Here is a 21052-nt window from a genome sequence, read left to right as displayed (position 1 = left end):
CTTTTCGCGTAGGGGAAGAAGCTACGTAGCGTTGGGCCCGGACAACGCCGCGACGATCGCGGGAAGCAGTGAACGGAACGCCTGTCCACGGTGGCTGATGGCGTTCTTCTCCTCCGAGCTCAATTCCGCACAGCTGCGGTCCATCCCGGCCGGCTGCAGTATGGGGTCATAGCCGAAGCCACCTTCGCCACGGGGTTCACGCAGCAACGTCCCTTCCAACTGGCCGTACTCCACCGTCTCGTGGGCAATGCCGTCCGGACCCGGCACCGCCAATGCAGCAGCGCATACAAACGCAGCTGAGCGGAAAGCGTCCGGAACATCGGAGAGCTGTGCCAGCAACAAGTTCAGGTTGCCGATGTCATCACCATGCGTGCCGGACCATCGCGCCGAGAAAATACCCGGAGCCCCGCCCAGGACATCAACGGCCAATCCCGAATCGTCGGCGATGGCTACCAGGCCGGTCGCCTCCGCCACCGCTCTGGCCTTGAGGAGGGAATTCTCAGCAAAGGTGACACCGGTTTCGGCAACATCCGGGGCACCTGCCGCAGCGGCGTCCACCACTTGGGTGTCGACGTCGAGACCTGGTACCTGGCCCCGCAACAGTTCCCGGAGTTCCTTCAGCTTGCCCTTGTTGTGTGTTGCCAGGACGAGGCGTGGAGCCCCGGAGGCCTGTGCGCTGCTCACGGGGCTTCGGCCAGCGTCTCGCGCTGGATGGCGGACAACTGGGTGGTGCCCAGCAGTGCGAGGTCCAACAGGGCGTTGAGCTCGTCGCGATCGAACGGAGCGCCTTCCGCAGTGCCCTGAACTTCCACGAACTTCCCCGAACCGGTCACCACAACATTCATGTCCGTCTCCGCGCGAACGTCTTCCACATACGGCAGATCCAGCATGGGAACGCCGTCAATGATGCCCACGGACACTGCCGCAATGGTGTCCACCAGGGGCTCCGCGTTGCGGGCAATGAGCTTGTTCTCCCGGGCAAAGCGGATAGCTTCCGCCAGCGCCACGTATGCGCCGGTGATCGCGGCGGTGCGTGTGCCACCGTCGGCCTGCAGGACATCACAGTCCAGAACGATCGTGTTTTCGCCCAGTGCCTTGGTGTCGATGATGGAGCGCAACGAGCGGCCAATGAGGCGCGAGATCTCATGCGTGCGCCCACCGATCTTGCCCTTGACGGATTCCCGGTCCGAACGGGTGTTTGTGGCGCGCGGCAGCATGGCGTACTCGGCCGTGACCCATCCGCGGCCTTCGCCCTTGAGCCAACGGGGCACACCTTCAGTCAGGGAAGCGGTGCACAGAACCCGGGTGTTGCCGAATTCGATCAGTGCCGAGCCCTCGGCCTGCTTCGACCAGCCGCGGGTGATGCTGATGGGTCGCAGTTGATCGGGGGTCCGGCCATCGGCGCGGATGACGGGAGTGGCTGTAGCTTCAGAAGTCATGGTTCAAGCTTAGCCAAGCTGACGGCACCACCCCGACGCCGGGTAGGGCTGAACATGGTGTGAGGCTAGATCGTGTAGTGGACTCCGGCAACCGCCACTGCCACGTCACCGGTGAAGACCGGTTTAGCTTCGGACAACACCTTGGTCTGCGAGGTCCATACAGGGATGTGCGTGAGGAGGAGTCGCTTGGCACCGGCATTCATGGCAGCCTCACCTGCACGCTTGCCCGTGAGGTGGACGTCCTTGATGCCGTCATCCCTGCCTTCCTCGAATGCCGCCTCGCACAGGAACAAGTCCGAGCCCCTCGCGGCGTCCTCGAGTCCCTGGCAGGAATCCGTATCCCCCGAATAGGTCAGGACCTTGGTGACGGGAAGGCCGTCCTTGCCCGGTTCCGTAGCGGTGACGCGCAAGGCATAGGCCTCTTCAACGGGGTGGTTGACGGCGAAAGGGGTCACGGTGAAGGGACCCACCGTCACCGGCTTGAGCTCGGTCCAGTTGGTAAAGTCGAATTCCTCGTGCATGCCGGGATCGAGATCCAGCCCATAGGCGGTGGCCATCCTGTCCGCGGTGGCTGCAGGTCCCCACACCGGCAGGCGATCCCTGCCCCAGCCGCCCGGCTTCCAACGAACCGCGACGTGAAGGCCGCAGAGGTCCATGCAGTGATCAGGATGCAAGTGCGTGAGGAAGATCGCGTCGATGTCTTCCAGATCCGTATAGCGCTGGATGGCACCCAAAGCTCCGCTGCCCAGGTCCATCACGATCTTCCACTCGCGCTCACCGTCGTGCGCTGTCACCAGATAGCACGACGCCGGCGAGCCAGGGCCGGGGAACGAGCCCGTGCAGCCCACGATGGTCAGCTTCACAGGTCACGTCCCATGGTTGTTCCGGTGCCGCGACTGAGCGTCTCATCGGGCTGGACGAAGTACGAGCGGCGGGAGAGCCCGGATCCGGACCGTGCTGCTTCGAGCATCTCGGGAGTTATTCGAGCCAGGCTGCCTGTGGGGTACTGGGCCGCGACGTGGTCCACATGCTTTACGGAGAGGACTTCCGGCCCCAGGAAGCGGCGGGCCAGAGTCTCGAATTGGGTAGCATCACCGGTAGCTATGAATTCGTGGCTCGGTGCCCGCGTCTCTGTCCGCTGAATGCCGTGGTTGGCCAACGCGCGGTAGACGTCTTTGGCCGTCTCCTCGGCACTGGAAACCAGCGTGACGTCCTCCCCCATGACGAATGAAATGACACCAGTCAGCAGCGGGTAGTGGGTGCAGCCAAGGACAACAGTGTCCACTCCGGCGACTCTGAGGGGCTCGAGGTACTCATTGGCAGCAGCCAGGAGCTCGGGGCCCGTGGTGATTCCGGCTTCCACGAACTCCACGAATGCCGGGCAGGCCACGGACGTGATGCTAAGGTCCGGGGCGGCAGCAAAAGTGTCCTCATAGGCTCTCGAACCCACGGTGGCCGAGGTTCCAATAACACCAATCTTGCCGGAACGGGTGGCCGAGACAGCGCGCCGGACTGCCGGCTGGATCACTTCGATCACCGGGATGCCATAACGGGCGGTATAGCGTTCCCTGGCATCGCGGAGCACCGCGGCGGAGGCTGAGTTGCACGCAATCGTCAGCAACTTAACGCCCGAATCCACGAGCTCGTCCATGACGCCCAGCGCGTTCGCGCGAACTTCGGCAATAGGCAGCGGACCGTAGGGGCCATTAGCGGTATCGCCCACGTAAAGGATTGATTCGTTGGGGAGCTGGTCAATGATGGACCGTGCGACAGTCAGCCCACCCACGCCTGAATCAAAGATGCCGATCGGACGTGTCCCTAGGAGTTCCCCATTGCCAATGGGGGCATTACTGCCCAACGCGCCGATGGGTGAGCCCGAATCTGAAGTCATAATTATTCGAGAATAAGGCTTCCCGTGGTGTGCGGCCATTACCTGTGCTCTCCGCCTCGTGTCTGATGTGTCACACGGTGTGAGGAGCATCCCGCCACCCGGATCAGGATTTCGCCTGTCGTGCAGCCATCATCGCCTGCACCAAAGACTCCTGAAGCCAGGTGGCGAAGTTGTAGACGAGGGCCAGGTAGCTCTCCACGTCCTCTGCCTGGCTCCAGTCCTGCATGCTGTGGATGTGCTCGGCATCGGCTTCATCGCGAATATCCAGGCGTTCGGCCAGCACGAGCCGGACATCGTTCAGCGCCATGGACCAGCGGGTCGCGTCCTCGGGGGTCAAAACGAGCTCGTTCTTGTCCAGGCCCAAAGCCGCAGCCCTCAGGGCACCGATTTTGTTTTCCCGGACAGAGCGTTCGGTGAGTTGGCGGAATTCCAGCGAGCCGTCGTCGTCGTCCTTCATGACGTTCGGCAAGAGACGCAGCAGGGCGCGGTCGCTGGGCTGCTGGACGTCCATATCCAGGCCGATCAGCGCAGCCAGCGGATCCTCGTTCTCCCGGGCGTCCGACTCCAGCATGGAAATGACGTCGTCCAGCAATCCCCGCAGGAGGTCACGCTCCGCGGGCTCCAGGTATCCGCTGATGCCCTTGAGTCCGTACTTGAATGCCTTAGCCACGCTGGCGGCCGCCCTTCCCGGGTGTCTCGTTGCCGCTCGCGGCCTTTTCAACCGTGGCCCACAAGCCAAAGCCGTGCATGGCTACGGCATGCTGCTCCACTTGTTCCTTGCTGCCATGGGCAACAATGGACCGGCCCTTCTTATGGACCTCCATCATGAGCTTGTGGGCTTTGGATTCGGAGTAGCCGAAGTAACTCTGGAACACAAAGCTCACGTAGCTCATCAGATTCACGGGATCATTCCAGATCACAAGGTTCCACGGGATATCAGGGGCTGTCAGGACATCGGTGGAGGACTGCTCTGCAGCTTTGGTCCGCTCATCGATGTCCGTGCCGTACGCAACGCTAGGGCTCATCTGTCCATTCTAGGGCGGCTCGCACTAGAGTGAATTCGTGAGTAGAGCCTCGTCGTGGGACCACCCCGCAACTTCCTTGTACACAGACCACTACGAACTGACCATGCTTCAGGCAGCCCTGCACTCGGGCGCCGCGCACCGCCGCTCGGTGTTCGAAGCATTCGCCCGGCGACTGCCGGATGGCCGCCGGTATGGCGTGGTAGGCGGCACGGGACGCCTTTTGGAGGGCATAGCGGACTTCCGGTTCGGCGACGCCGAGCTCGCATTCCTTGAGCAAAACAAAGTGGTCAACCAGGAGACCCTGGACTACCTGGCCGACTACAAGTTCAGCGGCGACATCTGGGGCTACGCCGAAGGTGACGCCTACTTCCCCAACTCCCCCATCCTCATTGTCGAATCCACGTTCGCCGAAGCCTGCATCCTGGAAACCTTCATCCTGTCGGTCCTCAATCACGACAGCGCCATTGCTTCGGCAGCCTCGAGGATGACCTCGGCAGCCGGCACACGCCCTTGCATCGAGATGGGTTCCCGGCGCACCCAGGAGGAATCGGCGACGGCGGCAGCCCGCGCCGCCGTGATTGCCGGCTTCGCCAGCACGTCCAACCTCGAAGCCGGACGGCGGTACGGTATCAGGACCGTCGGCACGGCAGCGCACTCCTTTACGCTCCTTCATGACACCGAGCGTGAAGCATTCGAGGCACAGATCGCAGCGTTCGGCCCCGGTACATCCCTCTTGGTAGACACTTACGACGTCGAGACCGCGGTGCGTACCGCCGTCGAGCTGGCCGGCGATAAACTCGGCGCCGTCCGGCTGGACTCCGGCGACCTCATTGCGCAAGCACAGTGGGTCCGGCAACTTCTTGATGACCTCGGCAACGTCAACACCCGCATTGTGGTCACCTCCGACCTCGACGAATTCGCCATCGCCGCCCTGCAGTCCGCCCCGGTGGACTCCTACGGTGTTGGAACGTCGTTGGTCACCGGATCCGGTGCTCCGACGGCCAGCATGGTCTACAAACTCGTCAGCCGCACCAACGATGCCGGCGAGTTCATCTCGGTAGCCAAGGCCGCCAAGAACAAGGCAAGCGTCGGAGGTCGCAAATACGCCCTGCGGAAGCTCAACGAGCGCGGGCGGGCCACCCAGGAAGTCGTGGGGATCGGCCACCGCCCCGAAGATGACGGCAACGACCGCGAACTGCTTCACCAGTTCGTCAAGAACGGTGAGGTGTTGCCCGGGTGGACCGGACCCGAAGGTGTCATCCGCGCCCGGGAACGGCACGCTGCCACCATGGCCGAGCTGCCCGCCGTCGTGAACCGACTCCAGCGAGGCGAAGCTGCCATTCCCACCATCTACGAGGAGAACTGATGTCCAGGGCCCTGATTATCGTCGATGTTCAAAATGACTTCTGCGAGGGCGGAACGCTTGCTGTTGAAGGTGGCGCCGCCGTTGCAAGTGCCATCACCGAATACATGGACGCCAACCAACAGCATTTCGATCACATCGTGGCCACTCAGGATTGGCACGTCGAGCCCGGCGACCACTTCTCAGATAACCCGGACATGGTGGATTCCTGGCCTCCGCATTGCAGGGCCAGGAGTAAAGGTGCCGAGCTACACGAAGACCTGGATCCCGAGTACATCCATGCCTACTTCCGGAAAGGTCAATTCACCGCGGCCTACTCCGGCTTCGAGGGCGTCCTGGCTCCTGAAGACGACGTCCCCACCGGCGACCTCAAAGCCGGAGCAGCCACGGTGGAGGTCCTCGACGAAGACGCGATCGGACTCGACGATTGGCTCCAAAGCCACGACGTCGAGGAAGTGGTGGTGGTAGGACTTGCCACGGACTACTGCGTGAAGGCTACGGCGCTGGATGCGGTACAGGCCGGATACACCACCACGGTGATTGCCGGGCTCACGGCAGGAATCGCCGATGACCTCAGCGATGCCTATGACGAAATGGAAGCCGCCGGAGTGGAAGTCGAACGCGACTGATTCGTGAATTCCTGGAAACAGGGAAGGGCGCCGCAACCGCGGCGCCCTTCCCTGTTTCAGCTGCTAGTGGTTCCAGCTACTTCCTGCCGATGAACCAGTCCTGAAGCTTGCGCAGGCGGGCCTGCAGCTGCTCCTCGTTCGCTTGGGCGACAGCCGGGCCACCACACACTTCACGCAGTTTGGTGTGAACCACACCATGGGGCGTGCCGGTACGGGCAGCCCAGGCAGCCACGTTTTTGGCCAGCTCGTTGCGCAGGTCCATGAGCATCCGGTGGTCAGGCACAGCCGGCGCGGCCGCAGCCGCCAGCGGTGACTGGCGTTTCTTGCGGGACTGCTGATCGTGCTGGCGTTGGCGCAGCAGTGTGCCCACTTGTTCTGCGTCCAGGAGCCCGGGAATGCCAAGGAAGTCCAATTCATCATCGGAACCGATGTCCGCTCCCGTGCCAAACTCACCACCGTCAAAGAGGACGCGGTCAAATGACGCTTGGGAATCCAGAGCCTCGAACTTGCCTTTGGTGAGCTCGTCCGACGCTTTGTCTTCCCGATTGGCCTCTGCCATGAGGTTCTCTTCGGGATTGAAGAGGCCGTCTTCGTCCTTCTCCGGGCGGTCCAACGCGTGGTCCCGCTCTGCCTCCATGGTGTTGGCGAGAATCATCAGCGGCGGCACGGAGGGCAGGAAGACCGACGCCGTCTCACCCCTCTTGCGGGCACGCACAAAACGCCCCACGGCCTGAGCGAAGAACAGAGGTGTGGAGGTGGAGGTGGCATAGACGCCCACCGACAGCCGCGGCACGTCAACGCCTTCGGACACCATGCGGACAGCAACCATCCAGCGCTGTTCACCCGCGGAGAATTCCTCGATCTTGCTCGAAGCCTTGGAGTCGTCCGAAAGGATCACCGTGGGCGACTGGCCCGTGATCTTCCTGAGCTGGCCCGCGTAGGCCCGGGCGTCCTCGTGGTCTGTGGCAATGACCAGGCCACCGGCGTCCGGCACCGTCCTCCGGACCTCGCTGAGGCGCTTATCCGCCGCAGCCAGGACGGCAGGAATCCACTCGCCGGTGGGGTTCAACGCCGTGCGCCAGGCCTGGGAGGTGATGTCCTTGGTGACAGCAGCTTCACCCAGCGAGGCAGCCATCTCGTCACCTGCACTGGTACGCCACCGCATCTGGCCCGAATACGCCATGAAAAGTACGGGGCGCACTACGTGGTCCCGCAGCGCATTGCCATAGCCGTACGTGTAATCGGCTTTGGAACGCCGGATGCCGTCCCGGTCCTCAGCGTAGTCAACAAAGGGAATCGGCGAGGTATCCGAGCGGAACGGAGTACCTGTCAGTGACAGGCGCCTGGCGGCCGGATCAAAGGCCTCGCGCAGGCCATCGCCCCACGATAAAGCTTCGCCGCCGTGGTGGATTTCGTCCAGGATCACCAAAGTGCGTGCCGCTTCAGTTTTCGCCCGATGCAGCATGGGCTTGCTGGCTACCTGTGCGTACGTGACGGCAACGCCCACGAAGCCACGACCATGCTGGCCATCGGAATTCTTGAAGTTTGGATCAATGGCGATTCCCACTTTGGCTGCGGCATCCGCCCACTGACGTTTCAAGTGGTCCGTAGGTGCCACGATGGTGATCCTGTTGACCACTCCACTATCCAGCAGCGTGGTGGCGATGCGAAGGGCAAAGGTGGTCTTACCGGCGCCGGGGGTTGCCACGGCGAGGAAGTCCTTGGGATTGCGGTTCATGTAGAGGTCAAGTGCCTCCTGCTGCCACGCACGGAGCTTGGGCGCTGTACCCCACGCGGCACGTTCCGGGTACGCCGGAGGCAGGGACGGTCCACCAAATAGTGTTTCTGTCATGCTGGCTCCCCCGGGCTGATGGCAGCGATGATCATTTCCGGATTTCCGGGCACGCCAAAGCTGACGGGCAGGAGATGATCAGATAGGGCCGGTGTTCTCTTCCCACCCACTACTTGGAGTTGCCCGGGCCGCCGTTGTTTCCACCGTCGTTGCCGGGGCGGAGGCCGTCGTAAATCTCCTTGCACTCCGGGCAGACCGGGAACTTTTTGGGATCGCGCCCCGGTGTCCAGACTTTGCCGCAGAGGGCAATGACTGGCTCACCGCTCAGGGCCGACTCCATGATCTTTTCCTTGCGGACGTAGTGCGAAAACCGCTCGCGGTCGCCGGGTTCCACTTCCTGGCGCGTTTCCTCGCGCTCAATGGTGGCAGTGGACGTTCCGGCTCCGGAAAGCTCTCGCATGGGGTCGTTTTCGAATGGATCCGGAGGAAGCGTAGTCATGCCAAACATCTTACCGTCTACAGTCCCTGCCACTCCGGCTTGTTGTCGTAAGTGTGCCGATAATAATCAGCCAGTTTCAGCGATGACGCGGCTGCCTCATCCACCAAAATCGTGGCGTGCGGGTGCATCTGAAGGATTGATGCTGCACAAATTGCAGCTACAGGTCCCTCCACGAAATCACGCACAGCCTGGGCTTTCTGCGCCCCTGTTGCGACCAACACCACATGCCGGGCGTCCATGATGGTTCCCAGTCCCTGGGTGACTACGTGGTGGGGCACGTCGTCGATGCTGTCGAAGAAGCGGGCGTTGTCCTTCCGGGTCTGCTCGATCAGCGTCTTGATGCGCGTCCGGGATGCCAGGGAGGACCCGGGCTCGTTGAAGCCAATGTGCCCGTCTGTCCCCACACCCAGGATCTGGAGATCCACTCCGCCCACGGCTTTGATGGCATCCTCATAGGCCTGGCATGCTGCCTCAAGGTCCCCGGCTGCGCCGTCGGGTCCATGGACGTTTTCCGGCTTGATATTCACGCGGTTGGTGAACTCGCGCCGGATGACCTCGCGGTAGGACTCGGGATGTCCCGCTTCAAGCCCCACGTATTCGTCCAGCGCGAATCCATGCGCCTGGCTGAAGTCCAATCCCCCGGCCTCGTAACGGCTGGCCAACTCGTCGTAAATGGGCAGAGGGGACGAACCCGTTGCCAAGCCCAGTACAGCATTGGGCTTACGGCGGACCAGCGCTTCGATGGCATCGGCTGCAAGTGCACCGATCTGTTTAGTGCCAGGGAGAATGACAACTTCCATCGTCACGGCCTTTCTAGTTGTGGTCGTCGAGCTATCTGACAAAGACGTTATCCCATGTCCCACCTACGGGCACGGTTGTTACGTGGTTATCGGTTTGCGCTGAGCTGGGCGAACATCTCCGGCCCCCTGGCGTCCAACCACTTTCCACCAAGGCGGACGCCCACCACGAACAGGATAACGCCCAGTACCGGACCTACTGCCAAGTTGATCCATCCAGCTTCCGAACCTCCACTGAACGCCTGAACAGCCACCAGCGCAAGCTCCGGAACCAGTAGAAGAGCCAAAAGACCCATACCAACTGCCTGAACTGCGAGGGTCTGGGCGACATTTCCCGGGGGTTTCTTGAACGGGCTGTCCCCCGGCAAGGGCACGGCGATGTTGTAACGCGCTGAAATCACGGATGAAAGCCCCAGCCCGGTCAAGAGCGTGCCCAACGACAAGCCCAAGAGATTGGGCAGCCATTGCCAGTCACCGGTGACAAAAAGCGGCCCTACGGTGAACACCAGCACCACCGGAAGGGAAAGTGCCAGGCAAGCCAACGCCCGGCCCAGGCGGTCATCGATGCCACGGACACCTGCTGCGAGGTGAAGCGCAAAAGCTGTGTTGTCGTACGAGACATCAGCGCAAATCGACCAGGCCATCACAAAGGCCGTCAGCGGCCCCAGGATCATGAGCATGCCGTAACTGCCGCTCTGTGAGCCGCTGAAGAAAAAGATGACAGGAAACAGGGGAACAATAACCAGGGATGCCGCGTACCGCGGATCCTTCATCCAATAGACCAGAGCCCGGGCAGCAACTGCACCTGCCGGTGTTGCGGGAAGAAGACCGAACAGTCCAAGTTTTCCACCCTTCTTTGCTGACCCTCCGGAGTACGGAGGCGTCACCAACGCCCGCTGCAGCAGAACATGCCAGCACAGGAGCAGGGCGACGATGGTTGCTGCCGCAATGAGCAACTTGAGCCCCGCGGCGGCCACATTGCCTGATTCGAGGTCTCCGCCCAGAGACCACGCTGCACCCAGCGGCGTCCAGGAAACAGCCCTGGCCAACACGGGGAGGTAATCAGCACTTCCGCGAACGCCGTCAATAATTCCCATCATGATGGGGCCCAGCAACACCAGCGGAATGAACACAATAATGCTGCTGGCATCTTTGAAACGCCGCGACGCCGCAAGGCCGGCAGTCGCCGTCGTGACTGCTTTGGACAGGACGATGCACGTTATGGCACCCAGAACCGCACCCAACAAGGCACCTGCCACCGCTGGAAAACTACGCCACCAGGTCCCTACCGTCCCGAGCGCAGCCAGCAAAGTGGCCAGACCGGGAATACCGATGAAGCCCGCGAGGGCAAGGCCGGTCAAGAGTTGTCTAGGCGGTATGGCAAAGGTGGTGAACCGGGCAGGGTCCAAGGTCATGTCCGCGGCCGAAGCAATAAGCGGAATGATGGCCCAACCCAGGACAGCGGCCGCTCCACCCAATACCACTACAGTGTGGGCGATCTCCGGATCAGCCCACCGCAGCGCTATGAGGCCTCCAACCAGGAGGACCAGCAATCCCAATGCATAAACGAGCCCCAACGCCATGCCTACCAGCTGCCACGGGCTGCGCTTGAACCCGTTCAGGAGCAGGCGCCACTTGAGGTTTAGAAGGTGCGCAACCATTCCAAGCCCTCCGTCCGGTGTCCGCCGCCCACCAACTGGACGAAGCGTTCCTCCAACGTGGAACCATCGCGGACCTCGTCCACGGAGCCCGCGGCCAAAACACGCCCACCAGCCACAACTGCTACGTGGCTGCACATGCGCTGCACAAGATCCATGACGTGGCTCGAAACGATGACCGTACCGCCGGAAGCAACATACCCCTCAAGGATGCCCCTGATATTGGCGGCCGACACAGGATCCACCGACTCAAAGGGCTCGTCAAGGACAAGCAGACGCGGAGCATGGATCAGCGCTGAGGCCAAGGCAATTTTCTTGGTCATACCTGCCGAGTAGTCCACAACCAATTTGCCGGCGTCCGCTTGGAGATCCAGGGCAGCCAGCAATTCAGGCACCCGGGAGCCCACCACTTCACGGTCCATACCGCGGAGCAGACCCGAGTACGTCACCAGCTGTTCGCCGGTCAGCCGATCAAACAGGCGCACGCCATCAGGCAGGACGCCCATGAGCTTCTTGGCCTCCAGCGGCCGCGACCAGACGTCAACCCCGTGGATCAAGGCTGTGCCAAAGTCCGGCCGCAGCAGTCCGGTGGCCATGGACAACGTGGTGGTCTTTCCTGCACCGTTAGGCCCGACCATCCCGTAGAAGGATCCGGCAGGGACTTCCAGGCTCACGCCGTCGACGGCGATTTTCTCGCCGAATCGTTTGGCCAGGCCCCGAATGGACAGCGCAGCCAGTGGCTCGCTCCCGGGCGAGTCCTCCGAGGGCATCGGGTGAGCGGCCACCTGCGGTGGCTCGGCAGCTTGTGGCGGCTCGGCAGCTTGTGGCGGCGCGGCAGCTCGTGGCGGCTCGAATGTGGGCATGGGTTCATGGCGTGGTTCCGTCATGAACCCAGCCTAACCTTGCAGGCGGAAACCTGGAGGAGGTCCTAGAAGCCGTGGCGGGGAACGGCCCGCTGGTACTGCGGGACCCACGCAATGTCATGGCCTAATTCGTAGGCGGCCCTCAGCCACCAGTGCGGATCACGCAACGCGGCACGGGCCATGAACACCGCATCAGCCCTCCCGTTGGCCACAATGTCCTCCGCCTGCGTAGGACTCGTCAACAAACCAACCGCACCGGTGAGGACCCCGGCGTCGTTCTTTAACTGCTGGGCGAACCCTGCCTGGTAACCTGGCACGGCCCTGATCTGTTGATGCGCAACCGCGCCGCCACTGGAGACGTCCACCAAGTCAACGCCACGTTCAGCAGCGGCGCGAGCCAAACGCACTGAGGCCTCCACATCAACCCCGCCCTCGGCCCAGTCCGACGCCGAGATACGGAGCAGCAGCGGCATCGAATCCGGGATGACTTCCCTGACCGCGTCCACCACCGCGAGCATCAGCCGGTTGCGCCGTTCCTCGCTGCCGCCCCAAGCGTCTGTCCGGGTGTTGATGAGCGGGCTTTGGAACTGGTGAAGGAGGTACCCGTGGGCACCATGGATCTCCACGGTGTCAAAACCCACGGCCACCGCGCGCTTGGCAGCAGCGGCGTAGTCGGTCACCACGGCTTGGATATCCTCTTCGCTCATCATTCTGGGCGAAGCATAGCCGTCAAAAGGAGCGCTGCCGGGCCCTACCGTGAGCCAACCGCCGTCGCTTTCCGGAACAGAGCCGGAGCGTTCGGAAAACGGCCAGTAGGTGGACGCCTTGCGCCCGGCATGGGCCAGCTGGACACCGATCTTGGCATCGACGGCGCCATGCCGGTGGACAAAGTCCACAATCCGTTCCCACCCCGCGGCCTGGTTATCGGAATACAAACCGGCGTCCAGCGGGCTGATCCTGCCCGCCGCGTTCACTGCAGCTGCCTCGGTAAGGATTAATGCGGCACCACCGGCTGCAAAAGAACCCAGGTGCATCAAGTGCCAGTCGTGCGGGACACCTTCTCCGGTCTCCGGGTGGCAACTGTACTGGCACATGGGCGATACCCAGCCGCGGTGTGCAACGGTGAGTGCACGCAGCTGCAGCGGCGTGAACAGCGCGGACGGCACTAGAAGAGGACCCTCGCGAGTCCTTGGCGGGCCTTAGCCACGCGCTCGTCCTGTGTCCCTACCACCTCGAATAGCTCCAGGAGGCGTACCCGGGCCGTCTCGCGCTCCGGACCGAAATTCCTGCCGATAAAGCTGATGATGCGATTGAAGGCGTCATCGATGTGGCCGCCGGAAATGTCGAGGTCAGCAACCGTCAACTGAGCCTGAATGTTGTCGGGTTCTGTTGCGGCGAGGTGGCGGAGGCTTTCAGCCTCAGGCGCGGAGAGCTTTTCCAGCCTTGCCATCAGCTCCACCTGCACCAGACCCGCTTTGGCGTCGGTGTCTGCGGGTTGTTCGAGAAGCGCCTGCTTGTAGGCCGCTATGGCCCCCGCATAGTCGCCGGCCTCTATCGCATCAATGGCTGCTTGGTGAAGCGGCGGGAGCGGTGCGGGCTCCGGGTCCTCACCTGACTCATCAGCCTCACCTATGCTGCCGGTGACTCCGTTGGCTGCAGCGACCTTTAGAAGTTCCTCCACCAGGTTGCGGATCTGTTCATCATCGGCAGGTCCCTGGAAAAGCGGTACAGGCTGTCCTTTGACCACAGCAACAGCTGTGGGAACGGCCTGAACCTGGAAGGCCTGCGCCAGCTGGGGGAAAGTATCAACATCGGCAGCGGCAAGCACCAGCCGGCCACCGTAGGTTTCGACAACGCGTTCGGCTGCTTCGAGAACGGCCGGGGACTCCGGTGCGTAGCGCGACCAAAGAAGGAAAAGCACGGGGATCTGCGCAGACAATTGCACCAGATCCTGGAAATTTGTTTCGGTGGCATCCACTCGGAGTGGTGCTTTGCCGTTTTCGCCCCCTTGGGGCGCGCCGGCCGCGGGCGATCCGCCGCCCGCCGAAGCGGAGGGGGAAGACGCCGGCGGGGCGGCCGGGCGGCGCAGCGACGATAGGTCGACGGCACCGCGAAGATTGAGCTGGCTGGCAGCGGCTGGAGTGGGTCGGTATCCGGGCGAACTCATACCGTCCACTCTAGCCGCTGCCCTGCCATGGGTAAGCCCTACTTGAAGCTGGCTCCGACCAGTCCGCGGGTAGCTGCCACGAGCTTCATGGGGTCTGCAGAACCAGCTGGCGGAATGTACACCGCCACGGACTCGGCGAAGTTCAGGACCATGCCCGTGGTGGTTTCCTTTCCACCGGCGAAGACAGCGGAATCGTCCTCAAGGAGAAGCTTGTCTCCTGCCGCCTTGGGCGTGCCTTCGAAAGCGAAGTCCAAACGTCCCACAACCACGGCACCGCCGTCGGCAGTCCGGAGCACCACGGTCTGATTGGTGACCGGAGTGTGGGTGAACTTGAAGTTGGCGCTTGTTCCGTTCTTCACGGTGTCCGCCTGGTACGCCAGTGCCCCTGCGATGTACGGGGAAGACTGCCCGTCAGCCAGCTTGCTGCGGTTGGGAGACTCCGGGTTGGTGAGCATTTCACTCAGGATTTCCAGAGCCTCGTTACCGCTGTAAGCCAGTCCGGTGCTGTCACTCGCCGGTACAGGTTCGGTACCCTTGCGCGGAATCGGGAAAGAGGGGAAGTTGGTCCCGGGCTGAAGCGGGGCACTGCCCCACAACTTGTAGTTTTCGCGGGGTGAAAGCTGCACCAGGGTCAGAACCTGCGGCACAACATTGCCCTCACCCTGCGTGAGGGCAAAGACCGTGCGGGGCCAGTCACGCTTGGTGCTGATCACACTGCTCTGAAGCTTGGTGGCACGGACCGGCATGCGCGGCTCATAGGCGGAAACCGCGGACCGGATCTTGTAGTTCTGCGTCCGGATCTGGAGTTCCATCTTGTCTACGCGCGGAGCCAGCTTGGCCGCATCCTTGGCCGCATCGGCTGCATCCACAGTGCTGGCGACCTGCTCAAGAATCCGCTGCAACTGGGATTCCAGCATGACCGGCGTTCCGCCTTCGGCAGCAGCTGCGGCCGAGGATGTGGACGTGGCCTCGGGTGTTGTGGTGGCTTGGGCAGCAATGGCTGTCCCTCCCACCATGACTGCTGCCATTGTGGCGGCAAGGGCAGTGATCCGGAGTGCCGGACCTTCGGTGCCCGCGCCACGACGGCGGCCTTCGTCACCCGTGGGCGACTGGACTTCAGTTGACTGTTTGGCTGAGGGTTGAACCGGCAGCGTGGTGGTTTCCCCACCATCGCGCGGCTCATCGTCATCACGGTCCTTGCGTCGATTGCTCATTGCCTTGGCGATGAACGGCAACGCCGCTCCCACCAAGATGATGATGATGCCCACAACAATCAGCGGCACTGCCCAGGGGGTGGTGGCGTTGTTGGGGAACGTCATGGAAATTGACGACGGCGCGGGCTTGGTACCGTCTCCGGCTACCAAAAGGGACCACTCGCCGTCAGCGGGAGGGTTCCAGGTGTAGTCAAGATCTCCGCTGGCATCCTCAGTGCTGACCCACAAATCGGATCCAGCCGGGGACGGCGCCGTGGCCTCGCCATCTGCGGAGGACACCTCCAGCGACTTCTGGTCAGCAGAGACACCGGTCAGCGTGTTGTGGGCGGTCTCACCGACCCACGCTTCCACATCGTCCGGTCGTCCGGTGGCTACCATGAAGTTGCCTTCACCCTGGATTTTGATCTTCACCGGCCCGTCATGGAGAGCGATCAACTTTTGGTCAATCACGGTCAGCGGGGCAGCTTTGGTATCGCTCGGAACCGAAGCCGTCACGGTCTCAGCGGGGGCCCAAAAAGTCAGCTGGCCTATACCGGCCAGCATCGTCAGCAGGCCCAGCAGCACCAGCAAGGCTGCAGTCTTCAAACGCACAGGATCACCTATCATCAGCGGTCGTTGAACTTCAAGGGTAACCGTTTTGTTATCAGAGAGTCAGATCGAGGTGATCTCCCCGACACCCCGAAAAGCCCGCCACCGCGCCGCTCCGGCGCCATTACGCGGTCCTGATAGTGTGGCGATGATCATGATATACGGGCCTCCCAACGCCTAAGTCCACCTTGTACCACCACTGAAAAGGCAGCTAAACCGCGTGAAAGACCACATGGAGCCCCGTCCCGTCGAAGAGTCAGGGGCAGGTGCGGTGGATTCCCCTTCCGGGGGTGGCACCGCTACTTCCGAGGGCCCTGCTGCAACGGTTCCGGTCCGCACCGGACGCCTGGCTGCCATCAGCCGCAGACTTCGGCAGCCCATTCCCGGAGCCCGCAACCGGGTGCGATTCGAGATGCCCCCGGAAACTGAATCCGATGAAGGCAGCGAAAGCTTCCGCCCCGAGGACGACCACGGATTCGGCGCCCCCGGCCCGCGAATGTCATCACAGCATCCTGTATATGTCGGATTCATGGGTACCGCCGGCGTCGGCATCGCCCTGGCCGTGTTCTACATTGCCAGCAACACCACCCAACTCATTTTGTGGATCGTGGCCGCGCTGTTCATCGCACTTGGACTTGATCCCGTGGTTCGTTGGCTTGAAGGCCGCAAAGTCCCCCGCCCCGCGGGCATCCTCATTTCCGTCTCAGCGCTTGTCCTTGCAGTGGCAGGCTTCTTCGCAACACTGATACCCACCATCGTCGAACAGGTATCGGAAATCGTCCGCCAAGCCCCTGAGTGGATCCGCGGTTTCCTCGACTCGGACTTCTTCCGCAGCGCAGACAGCCAATTCGGCGTGCGTGACCGTATCACTACTGAGCTGGACAAGTTCGTCAAAGACCCCGAGGCGATGGGTGGCATCTTCGGCGGCGTGGTGGGTTTCGGTTCCACCGTGGCCAACGGCCTGTTTGGTTCGCTGATCGTCCTGGTCCTGAGCCTGTATTTCCTGGCAGCCCTGCCGTCCATGAAGAAATGGGCTTACCGCCTGGCTCCCCGGTCCCGCCGTCCGCGTGTTGAGGCGCTTTCCGAAGCGATCACCGATTCCGTGGGTAATTACGTCATTGGCCAGGTCTGCGTAGCCCTCCTGAATGCTATTTTTGCGTTCATCCTGATGACCATCCTGGGCATACCATTCAGCGTCCTGCTTGCGTTCGTCGTTGCCCTGCTGGCGTTCATCCCCTTGGTGGGCGGCATGATCGCTGCAGTAGTGGTTATCCTGGTGGCACTGACCGCCGGCTGGCAGACAGCGGTGGTTTACGCGATCGCCTACTTCGCCTACCTGCAGTTCGAGGCGTACTTCATCTCACCGCGCATCATGCAGCGCGCTGTGGCGGTTCCGGGAGCCGTGGCCGTGATCTCGGTGATAGCCGGTGGCAGCCTGCTTGGCGTCCTTGGCGCGCTGATCGCCATTCCAACAGCAGCGGCGATCATGCTGCTCATCAAGGAAGTCTTCATCGTCCGGCAAGACAGGCACTGAGCCTTCTCTCGGTTTTTGTACAGATAATGCCCCTAAGCATCGTGTTTTGGGGCATTATCTGTACAAAAACCGGACACGGGGCCCAGCTGGTTGCTGCCGGGCTAGGCGGTTGCTACCCGCCCCGCCCACTCCCGAGGTAGACCGTCGGCTCCGGCACCCGCCGGAGTGACGTCGTCGACGATTTCATTCAAGACTCGCGCTGCGTACTTTTCGCCAACCCAGAGGTGCTTGGCGCCGTCGACGCCGACAATCCGGGCTTGAGGCACCACAGCGAACCGCTGGGCTGCTTCAGCGGGCTGCAAGTAGTCATCGTGCTCCGGCACCAGCACTGTGAGCGGCTTACCGGACTCGGCCCACTCCTTGAGGTGCACGTCCGTGGCCCGGTGCAACGGTGGCGACAACAACACGGCACCTTCGATCTCCGAGGCAACCGGATCCACCGCCCCGTACATCAGGGCCAGTTCAGTTCCGAAAGACCACCCCACCAGCCAGCGGTGCGGCAAGCCGCGTTCAACGGCGAAACGGACGGCGGCCTCGACGTCGTACCGCTCACCAATGCCCTCTTCGAACTGACCATCGCTGGTTCCGCGCGGCGATGCCGTGCCCCGCGTATTGAACCTCAGCACGACGACGCCGGCCAGCGCCGGAAGCCTGTACGAGGCCTTGCGGTACACGTGCGAATCCATGAACCCACCGTGAGTGGGCAACGGGTGGAGGGTGATCAAGGTGGCAGTAATCTCCCCTGACGCCGGGAGCGCGAGTTCGCCCAGCAGGACCTTGCCGTCCTCTGTGGTGAACTCCACATTCTCGCGCACAGCGGGAAGGACCGTGGAAGCACGGATTTCCGAGGGCGCATTCTGCGGGGTGAACACGAACGAGGCGGGGTCGAAAGTCATGGTTCCAAGCCTAGCGAATCAGCGGTAACGGTACGTCCGGCCCGTCCAGCAGTTGGTGTGCCAGTGCCTGCGTTCGGCCAGCCCTGCGGCCTGTCCAAACAGATGGCTGTCGGACCACACCACCAAGTGGGCGATACCCGGGACGATGGCAGTGGAGCAGCCAGGGCAGATGTACTGCTTCTCCGCTTTCCTGGCCGTCATGGTTCGCACCATCCAGTCACCATCCGGGGCGCTTTCCCTCCTGGCGATTCCGGCACGGGCCCGCTCAAGGTCCAGCTCCTGCGCCGGTTCAGTCCACTTTCCACCGGAGTTGCCGGAGCGTGTGCTGGACGCGTTGCGACGGGGACGGTTGGAGCGGGGCATACTTCCATTCTGCCCCAGCCATACCGTTGCAGACGGTAATGTGGGGCGGGTGCGACTCGTCATAGCCCGTTGTTCTGTTGATTACGTTGGCCGCCTCAAGGCCCATCTCCCGCTCGCCACCCGGCTCCTGCTGGTCAAAGCGGATGGTTCAGTGTTGGTGCACTCCGACGGCGGCTCCTATAAGCCGCTGAACTGGATGAGTCCCCCCGCGACCCTTCGGGTGACCTCACCGGAGGAGACCGAAGTGGAGGAAGGGGTGGTGGAACAGTGGACCGTTCAGTCCGCCAAAACGGATGACCGCCTCATCATCAATATCTACGAGCAACTGCACGACACCTCGCACGAGCTCGGCACCGATCCCGGCCTGATCAAGGACGGCGTCGAAGCGGATCTCCAGAGGTTGCTGGCCGAGCAAATCGAACTTCTGGGGTCCGGTTACTCCCTGATTCGGCGCGAGTACTTCACAGCTATCGGTCCTGTGGACATTTTGGCCAGGGACGCGGCCGGGGCCACTGTTGCCATCGAACTCAAACGCCGTGGAGACATCGACGGCGTTGAACAACTCACGCGTTACCTCGAGCTGCTCAACCGCGACCCCCTGCTGGCACCGGTACGGGGAATTTTTGCCGCACAACAGATCAAACCCCAAGCGAAGGTCCTGGCCAATGACCGCGGAATAGATTGCGTCACGCTGGATTATGACGCCATGCGCGGCGTGGATGACAGCGAGTCACGGCTTTTCTAGGTTCCCGTCTTCGGGAGGGTGTGCCGCAGGCCACTAGAATCAAGACCATGACTGTTGCATCCTCCCCATCGTCCGCTCCAAGCCATCAGATCATTAGAGGAACGCTTGTCAGCGACGGCGAGGTGGTGGAAGACGGATTGGTTGCCGTCGACGGCGACAGGATTGCCTATGCAGGCTCGGCCAGCGCCTTCGATCCGGAAGAATTCGACGGTTTTCGCAACGCGATCCACTTAGGCATCCCCAGCGGTAGCTACCTCTTCCCGGGTCTCGTTGACGTGCACTGCCACGGCGGCAATGGCGGCGACTTCCCTGGCGGTGAAGAATCTTCCGCACGCAAGGCCGTGGACTTCCTTCATAGATCAGGTACCACCACATTCCTTGCCAGCATGGTCACTGCTCCCCGGGAAGACCTCCTCCGGGGTATCGAGCTCTATGTGAAGCTCGTGGATGAGGGACTGGTGGCCGGCATTCACCTTGAAGGCCCGTTCCTCTCCCATGCCCGATGCGGGGCCCAGAATCCCGACTACTTGTTGGAACCGGATCTGGAGCTCATGGACGAACTGGTGGCTGCCGCGGCCGGCAAGCTGTCCACCATGACCTACGCCCCCGAACTTCCAGGCGCAGCTGCCCTGGTGGACCTGATGACTTCCCATGGCGTTACTCCCTCCTTGGGCCACACCGACTGCGACGACGCCACGGCCGCGGCGTCGCTCGCTGCGGCACGGGAGGGACTTGAGTCGGCAGGGTTCGACGGCGTCAGCTCGCTTCCCACCGTGACGCACCTCTTCAACGGGATGCCGCCCATGCACCATCGCGCCCCGGGTCCCGTTGCGGCGTGCCTGCGCATGGCGCAGGAGGGAAAGGCCGTTGTTGAACTCATTGCAGACGGAACGCACCTGGCCCCGAGCACCGTGGCAACTGTCTTCCAGTTAGTGGGCGCCGGAAACATCGTCCTGGTCACGGATTCAATGGCTGCCGCAGGATTGTCCGATGGCAGCTACATGCTCGGCCCGTCCCCGGTCACCGTCAGCGACGGCGTGGCCACACTCGATGCCACGGGATCCATCGCCGGAGGCACCTCCACCCTCTTGGAAGTTGTCAGCAAAACGGTGGCAGCCGGCGTTGGACTTCCCGACGCGATTTGCTCGGCAACAGCGGTCCCGGCCGCGGTCCTTGGACTTTCCGATGAAATAGGCGGGCTCCGAAGAGGACTTCGCGCCGATGTGGTGGTAACAAACCAGGATCTGCAACTGACGGGCGTAATGCGCAATGGGCAGTGGTTGTCCTAGATTCCCGGCGTCCGGGTTCCTACACGTTCCTTGGAAAAGGCCGTTGAATTGTCGGACCCGGCGTTACCTTCTTTTTACCGAAAATTTTCCTGAATTGCCCAAAAGACCGTTGACCTCCGGCAGAGCACATGAAAGTGTTATAGCAGTCTTTGTGTAGGTGTTTTTCATGCTCGCAAGACCAGTTGCGAGCGTGAAGCTCCTGCGAATCAATCAGGCCCAGGCTTGGTTGGTATTCGGGTCTTCTCGCGGAGTAACAAATCCGGTACGAGGTGTATCGGACTGATGTTCCACAATGAGGAG

The 21052-nt window shown here is 62.2% G+C and carries 21 protein-coding genes; 5 read left to right on the top strand and 16 right to left on the bottom strand.

Annotated elements, in window-relative coordinates; genetic code table 11:
• Positions 1-21: 21 nt before the first annotated feature.
• The 6 genes from rdgB to clpS all read right to left on the bottom strand — a co-directional run bounded on the left by rdgB (position 22) and on the right by clpS (position 4355).
• Complete coding sequence (gene rdgB / locus HAV21_RS02650; protein WP_166840223.1) at positions 22-684, bottom strand: RdgB/HAM1 family non-canonical purine NTP pyrophosphatase; 663 nt, start codon at positions 682-684, stop codon at positions 22-24.
• Positions 681-1439, bottom strand: a complete 759-nt coding sequence (rph, locus tag HAV21_RS02645; protein WP_011775233.1) for a ribonuclease PH — start codon at positions 1437-1439, stop codon at positions 681-683. The genes rdgB and rph overlap by 4 nt, the downstream gene beginning before the upstream one ends.
• Before the next feature lie 65 nt (positions 1440-1504).
• On the bottom strand, positions 1505-2302 hold the full coding sequence (locus tag HAV21_RS02640) for an MBL fold metallo-hydrolase (RefSeq protein ID WP_142938677.1): 798 nt from the start codon (positions 2300-2302) through the stop codon (positions 1505-1507).
• The gene (gene murI, locus HAV21_RS02635; RefSeq protein WP_166840221.1) at positions 2299-3369 is read right to left on the bottom strand and encodes a glutamate racemase; all 1071 of its coding nucleotides are present in this window, start codon (positions 3367-3369) and stop codon (positions 2299-2301) included. The genes HAV21_RS02640 and murI overlap by 4 nt, the downstream gene beginning before the upstream one ends.
• Before the next feature lie 64 nt (positions 3370-3433).
• Positions 3434-4000 carry a DUF2017 domain-containing protein gene (locus HAV21_RS02630; RefSeq protein ID WP_166840219.1) on the bottom strand — a complete coding sequence of 189 codons (567 nt, stop codon included), beginning with the start codon at positions 3998-4000 and terminating at the stop codon, positions 3434-3436.
• Positions 3993-4355 (bottom strand): ATP-dependent Clp protease adapter ClpS, encoded by a 363-nt coding sequence (gene clpS / locus HAV21_RS02625; RefSeq protein ID WP_024817261.1) that lies wholly within the window; start codon positions 4353-4355, stop codon positions 3993-3995. The genes HAV21_RS02630 and clpS overlap by 8 nt, the downstream gene beginning before the upstream one ends.
• 37 nt (positions 4356-4392) lie before the next feature.
• On the opposite strand from clpS, the gene HAV21_RS02620 reads away from it, so the two are divergent.
• Both HAV21_RS02620 and HAV21_RS02615 read left to right on the top strand, forming a co-directional pair.
• Positions 4393-5721 carry a nicotinate phosphoribosyltransferase gene (locus HAV21_RS02620; protein WP_142938674.1) on the top strand — a complete coding sequence of 443 codons (1329 nt, stop codon included), beginning with the start codon at positions 4393-4395 and terminating at the stop codon, positions 5719-5721.
• Positions 5721-6347, top strand: a complete 627-nt coding sequence (locus HAV21_RS02615) for an isochorismatase family protein (protein ID WP_142938673.1) — start codon at positions 5721-5723, stop codon at positions 6345-6347. The genes HAV21_RS02620 and HAV21_RS02615 overlap by 1 nt, the downstream gene beginning before the upstream one ends.
• A 76-nt stretch (positions 6348-6423) precedes the next feature.
• Here the strand turns inward: HAV21_RS02615 and HAV21_RS02610 are convergent, their stop codons facing one another.
• From HAV21_RS02610 to HAV21_RS02575, 8 genes are all read right to left on the bottom strand, one after another.
• Positions 6424-8199 carry a DEAD/DEAH box helicase gene (locus HAV21_RS02610; protein ID WP_142938672.1) on the bottom strand — a complete coding sequence of 592 codons (1776 nt, stop codon included), beginning with the start codon at positions 8197-8199 and terminating at the stop codon, positions 6424-6426.
• 109 nt (positions 8200-8308) lie between these two features.
• Positions 8309-8647 (bottom strand): DUF3039 domain-containing protein, encoded by a 339-nt coding sequence (locus HAV21_RS02605; RefSeq protein ID WP_142938704.1) that lies wholly within the window; start codon positions 8645-8647, stop codon positions 8309-8311.
• Between the two features lie 8 nt (positions 8648-8655).
• Positions 8656-9438, bottom strand: a complete 783-nt coding sequence (gene nagB / locus HAV21_RS02600; RefSeq protein ID WP_142938671.1) for a glucosamine-6-phosphate deaminase — start codon at positions 9436-9438, stop codon at positions 8656-8658.
• Positions 9439-9524: 86 nt separating this feature from the next.
• Positions 9525-11096, bottom strand: coding sequence for a transporter (locus tag HAV21_RS02595; RefSeq protein ID WP_166840218.1), 1572 nt, complete (start codon positions 11094-11096; stop codon positions 9525-9527).
• On the bottom strand, positions 11078-11863 hold the full coding sequence (locus HAV21_RS02590; RefSeq protein WP_223942651.1) for an ABC transporter ATP-binding protein: 786 nt from the start codon (positions 11861-11863) through the stop codon (positions 11078-11080). Before HAV21_RS02590 ends, HAV21_RS02595 begins: the two co-directional genes overlap by 19 nt.
• A gap of 158 nt (positions 11864-12021) precedes the next feature.
• On the bottom strand, positions 12022-13122 hold the full coding sequence (locus tag HAV21_RS02585) for an NADH:flavin oxidoreductase/NADH oxidase (protein WP_166840216.1): 1101 nt from the start codon (positions 13120-13122) through the stop codon (positions 12022-12024).
• Positions 13122-14123, bottom strand: coding sequence for a tetratricopeptide repeat protein (locus HAV21_RS02580; RefSeq protein ID WP_166840214.1), 1002 nt, complete (start codon positions 14121-14123; stop codon positions 13122-13124). The genes HAV21_RS02585 and HAV21_RS02580 overlap by 1 nt, the downstream gene beginning before the upstream one ends.
• A 38-nt stretch (positions 14124-14161) precedes the next feature.
• Complete coding sequence (locus HAV21_RS02575) at positions 14162-15943, bottom strand: hypothetical protein (RefSeq protein ID WP_166840212.1); 1782 nt, start codon at positions 15941-15943, stop codon at positions 14162-14164.
• Between the two features lie 202 nt (positions 15944-16145).
• Here HAV21_RS02575 and HAV21_RS02570 point away from each other — a divergent pair, with 202 nt between their 5' ends.
• A complete protein-coding gene (locus HAV21_RS02570) occupies positions 16146-17459 on the top strand; it encodes an AI-2E family transporter (protein WP_166840211.1) in 1314 nt (437 codons plus the stop codon).
• 101 nt (positions 17460-17560) lie between these two features.
• On the opposite strand, the gene HAV21_RS02565 is transcribed toward HAV21_RS02570, so the two are convergent.
• Both HAV21_RS02565 and HAV21_RS02560 read right to left on the bottom strand, forming a co-directional pair.
• On the bottom strand, positions 17561-18355 hold the full coding sequence (locus tag HAV21_RS02565) for an alpha/beta hydrolase (RefSeq protein ID WP_166840209.1): 795 nt from the start codon (positions 18353-18355) through the stop codon (positions 17561-17563).
• Between the two features lie 18 nt (positions 18356-18373).
• The gene (locus HAV21_RS02560) at positions 18374-18718 is read right to left on the bottom strand and encodes an ATP/GTP-binding protein (RefSeq protein WP_142938637.1); all 345 of its coding nucleotides are present in this window, start codon (positions 18716-18718) and stop codon (positions 18374-18376) included.
• Between the two features lie 49 nt (positions 18719-18767).
• Between HAV21_RS02560 and nucS the strand changes: the two genes are divergently transcribed.
• Positions 18768-19463, top strand: a complete 696-nt coding sequence (nucS, locus tag HAV21_RS02555) for an endonuclease NucS (RefSeq protein WP_014922168.1) — start codon at positions 18768-18770, stop codon at positions 19461-19463.
• A gap of 47 nt (positions 19464-19510) precedes the next feature.
• Positions 19511-20752: an amidohydrolase family protein gene (locus HAV21_RS02550; protein WP_166840207.1), complete on the top strand. Its 1242-nt coding sequence runs from the start codon at positions 19511-19513 to the stop codon at positions 20750-20752.
• Positions 20753-21052 lie beyond the last annotated feature (300 nt).

It is taken from the genome of Paenarthrobacter sp. MSM-2-10-13 (genome assembly GCF_011605365.1).
Lineage (GTDB): Bacteria > Actinomycetota > Actinomycetes > Actinomycetales > Micrococcaceae > Arthrobacter.
Note: the sequence above shows the minus strand (reverse complement) of the source record. Positions and strands in the feature narration are given on the sequence as shown.

What these genes read in the sequence shown, in the direction of transcription:
- HAV21_RS02610 (WP_142938672.1), bottom strand. Translation starts at nt 8,199, where the DNA reads ATGACAGAAACACTATTTGGTGGACCGTCCCTGCCTCCGGCGTACCCG.
- HAV21_RS02560 (WP_142938637.1), bottom strand. Translation starts at nt 18,718, where the DNA reads ATGCCCCGCTCCAACCGTCCCCGTCGCAACGCGTCCAGCACACGCTCC.
- rph (WP_011775233.1), bottom strand. Translation starts at nt 1,439, where the DNA reads ATGACTTCTGAAGCTACAGCCACTCCCGTCATCCGCGCCGATGGCCGG.
- HAV21_RS02580 (WP_166840214.1), bottom strand. Translation starts at nt 14,123, where the DNA reads ATGAGTTCGCCCGGATACCGACCCACTCCAGCCGCTGCCAGCCAGCTC.
- nagB (WP_142938671.1), bottom strand. Translation starts at nt 9,438, where the DNA reads ATGGAAGTTGTCATTCTCCCTGGCACTAAACAGATCGGTGCACTTGCA.
- murI (WP_166840221.1), bottom strand. Translation starts at nt 3,369, where the DNA reads ATGGCCGCACACCACGGGAAGCCTTATTCTCGAATAATTATGACTTCA.
- HAV21_RS02565 (WP_166840209.1), bottom strand. Translation starts at nt 18,355, where the DNA reads ATGACTTTCGACCCCGCCTCGTTCGTGTTCACCCCGCAGAATGCGCCC.
- HAV21_RS02605 (WP_142938704.1), bottom strand. Translation starts at nt 8,647, where the DNA reads ATGTTTGGCATGACTACGCTTCCTCCGGATCCATTCGAAAACGACCCC.
- HAV21_RS02575 (WP_166840212.1), bottom strand. Translation starts at nt 15,943, where the DNA reads ATGATAGGTGATCCTGTGCGTTTGAAGACTGCAGCCTTGCTGGTGCTG.
- HAV21_RS02595 (WP_166840218.1), bottom strand. Translation starts at nt 11,096, where the DNA reads ATGGTTGCGCACCTTCTAAACCTCAAGTGGCGCCTGCTCCTGAACGGG.
- HAV21_RS02590 (WP_223942651.1), bottom strand. Translation starts at nt 11,863, where the DNA reads ATGCCCTCGGAGGACTCGCCCGGGAGCGAGCCACTGGCTGCGCTGTCC.
- HAV21_RS02550 (WP_166840207.1), top strand. Translation starts at nt 19,511, where the DNA reads ATGACTGTTGCATCCTCCCCATCGTCCGCTCCAAGCCATCAGATCATT.
- HAV21_RS02615 (WP_142938673.1), top strand. Translation starts at nt 5,721, where the DNA reads ATGTCCAGGGCCCTGATTATCGTCGATGTTCAAAATGACTTCTGCGAG.
- clpS (WP_024817261.1), bottom strand. Translation starts at nt 4,355, where the DNA reads ATGAGCCCTAGCGTTGCGTACGGCACGGACATCGATGAGCGGACCAAA.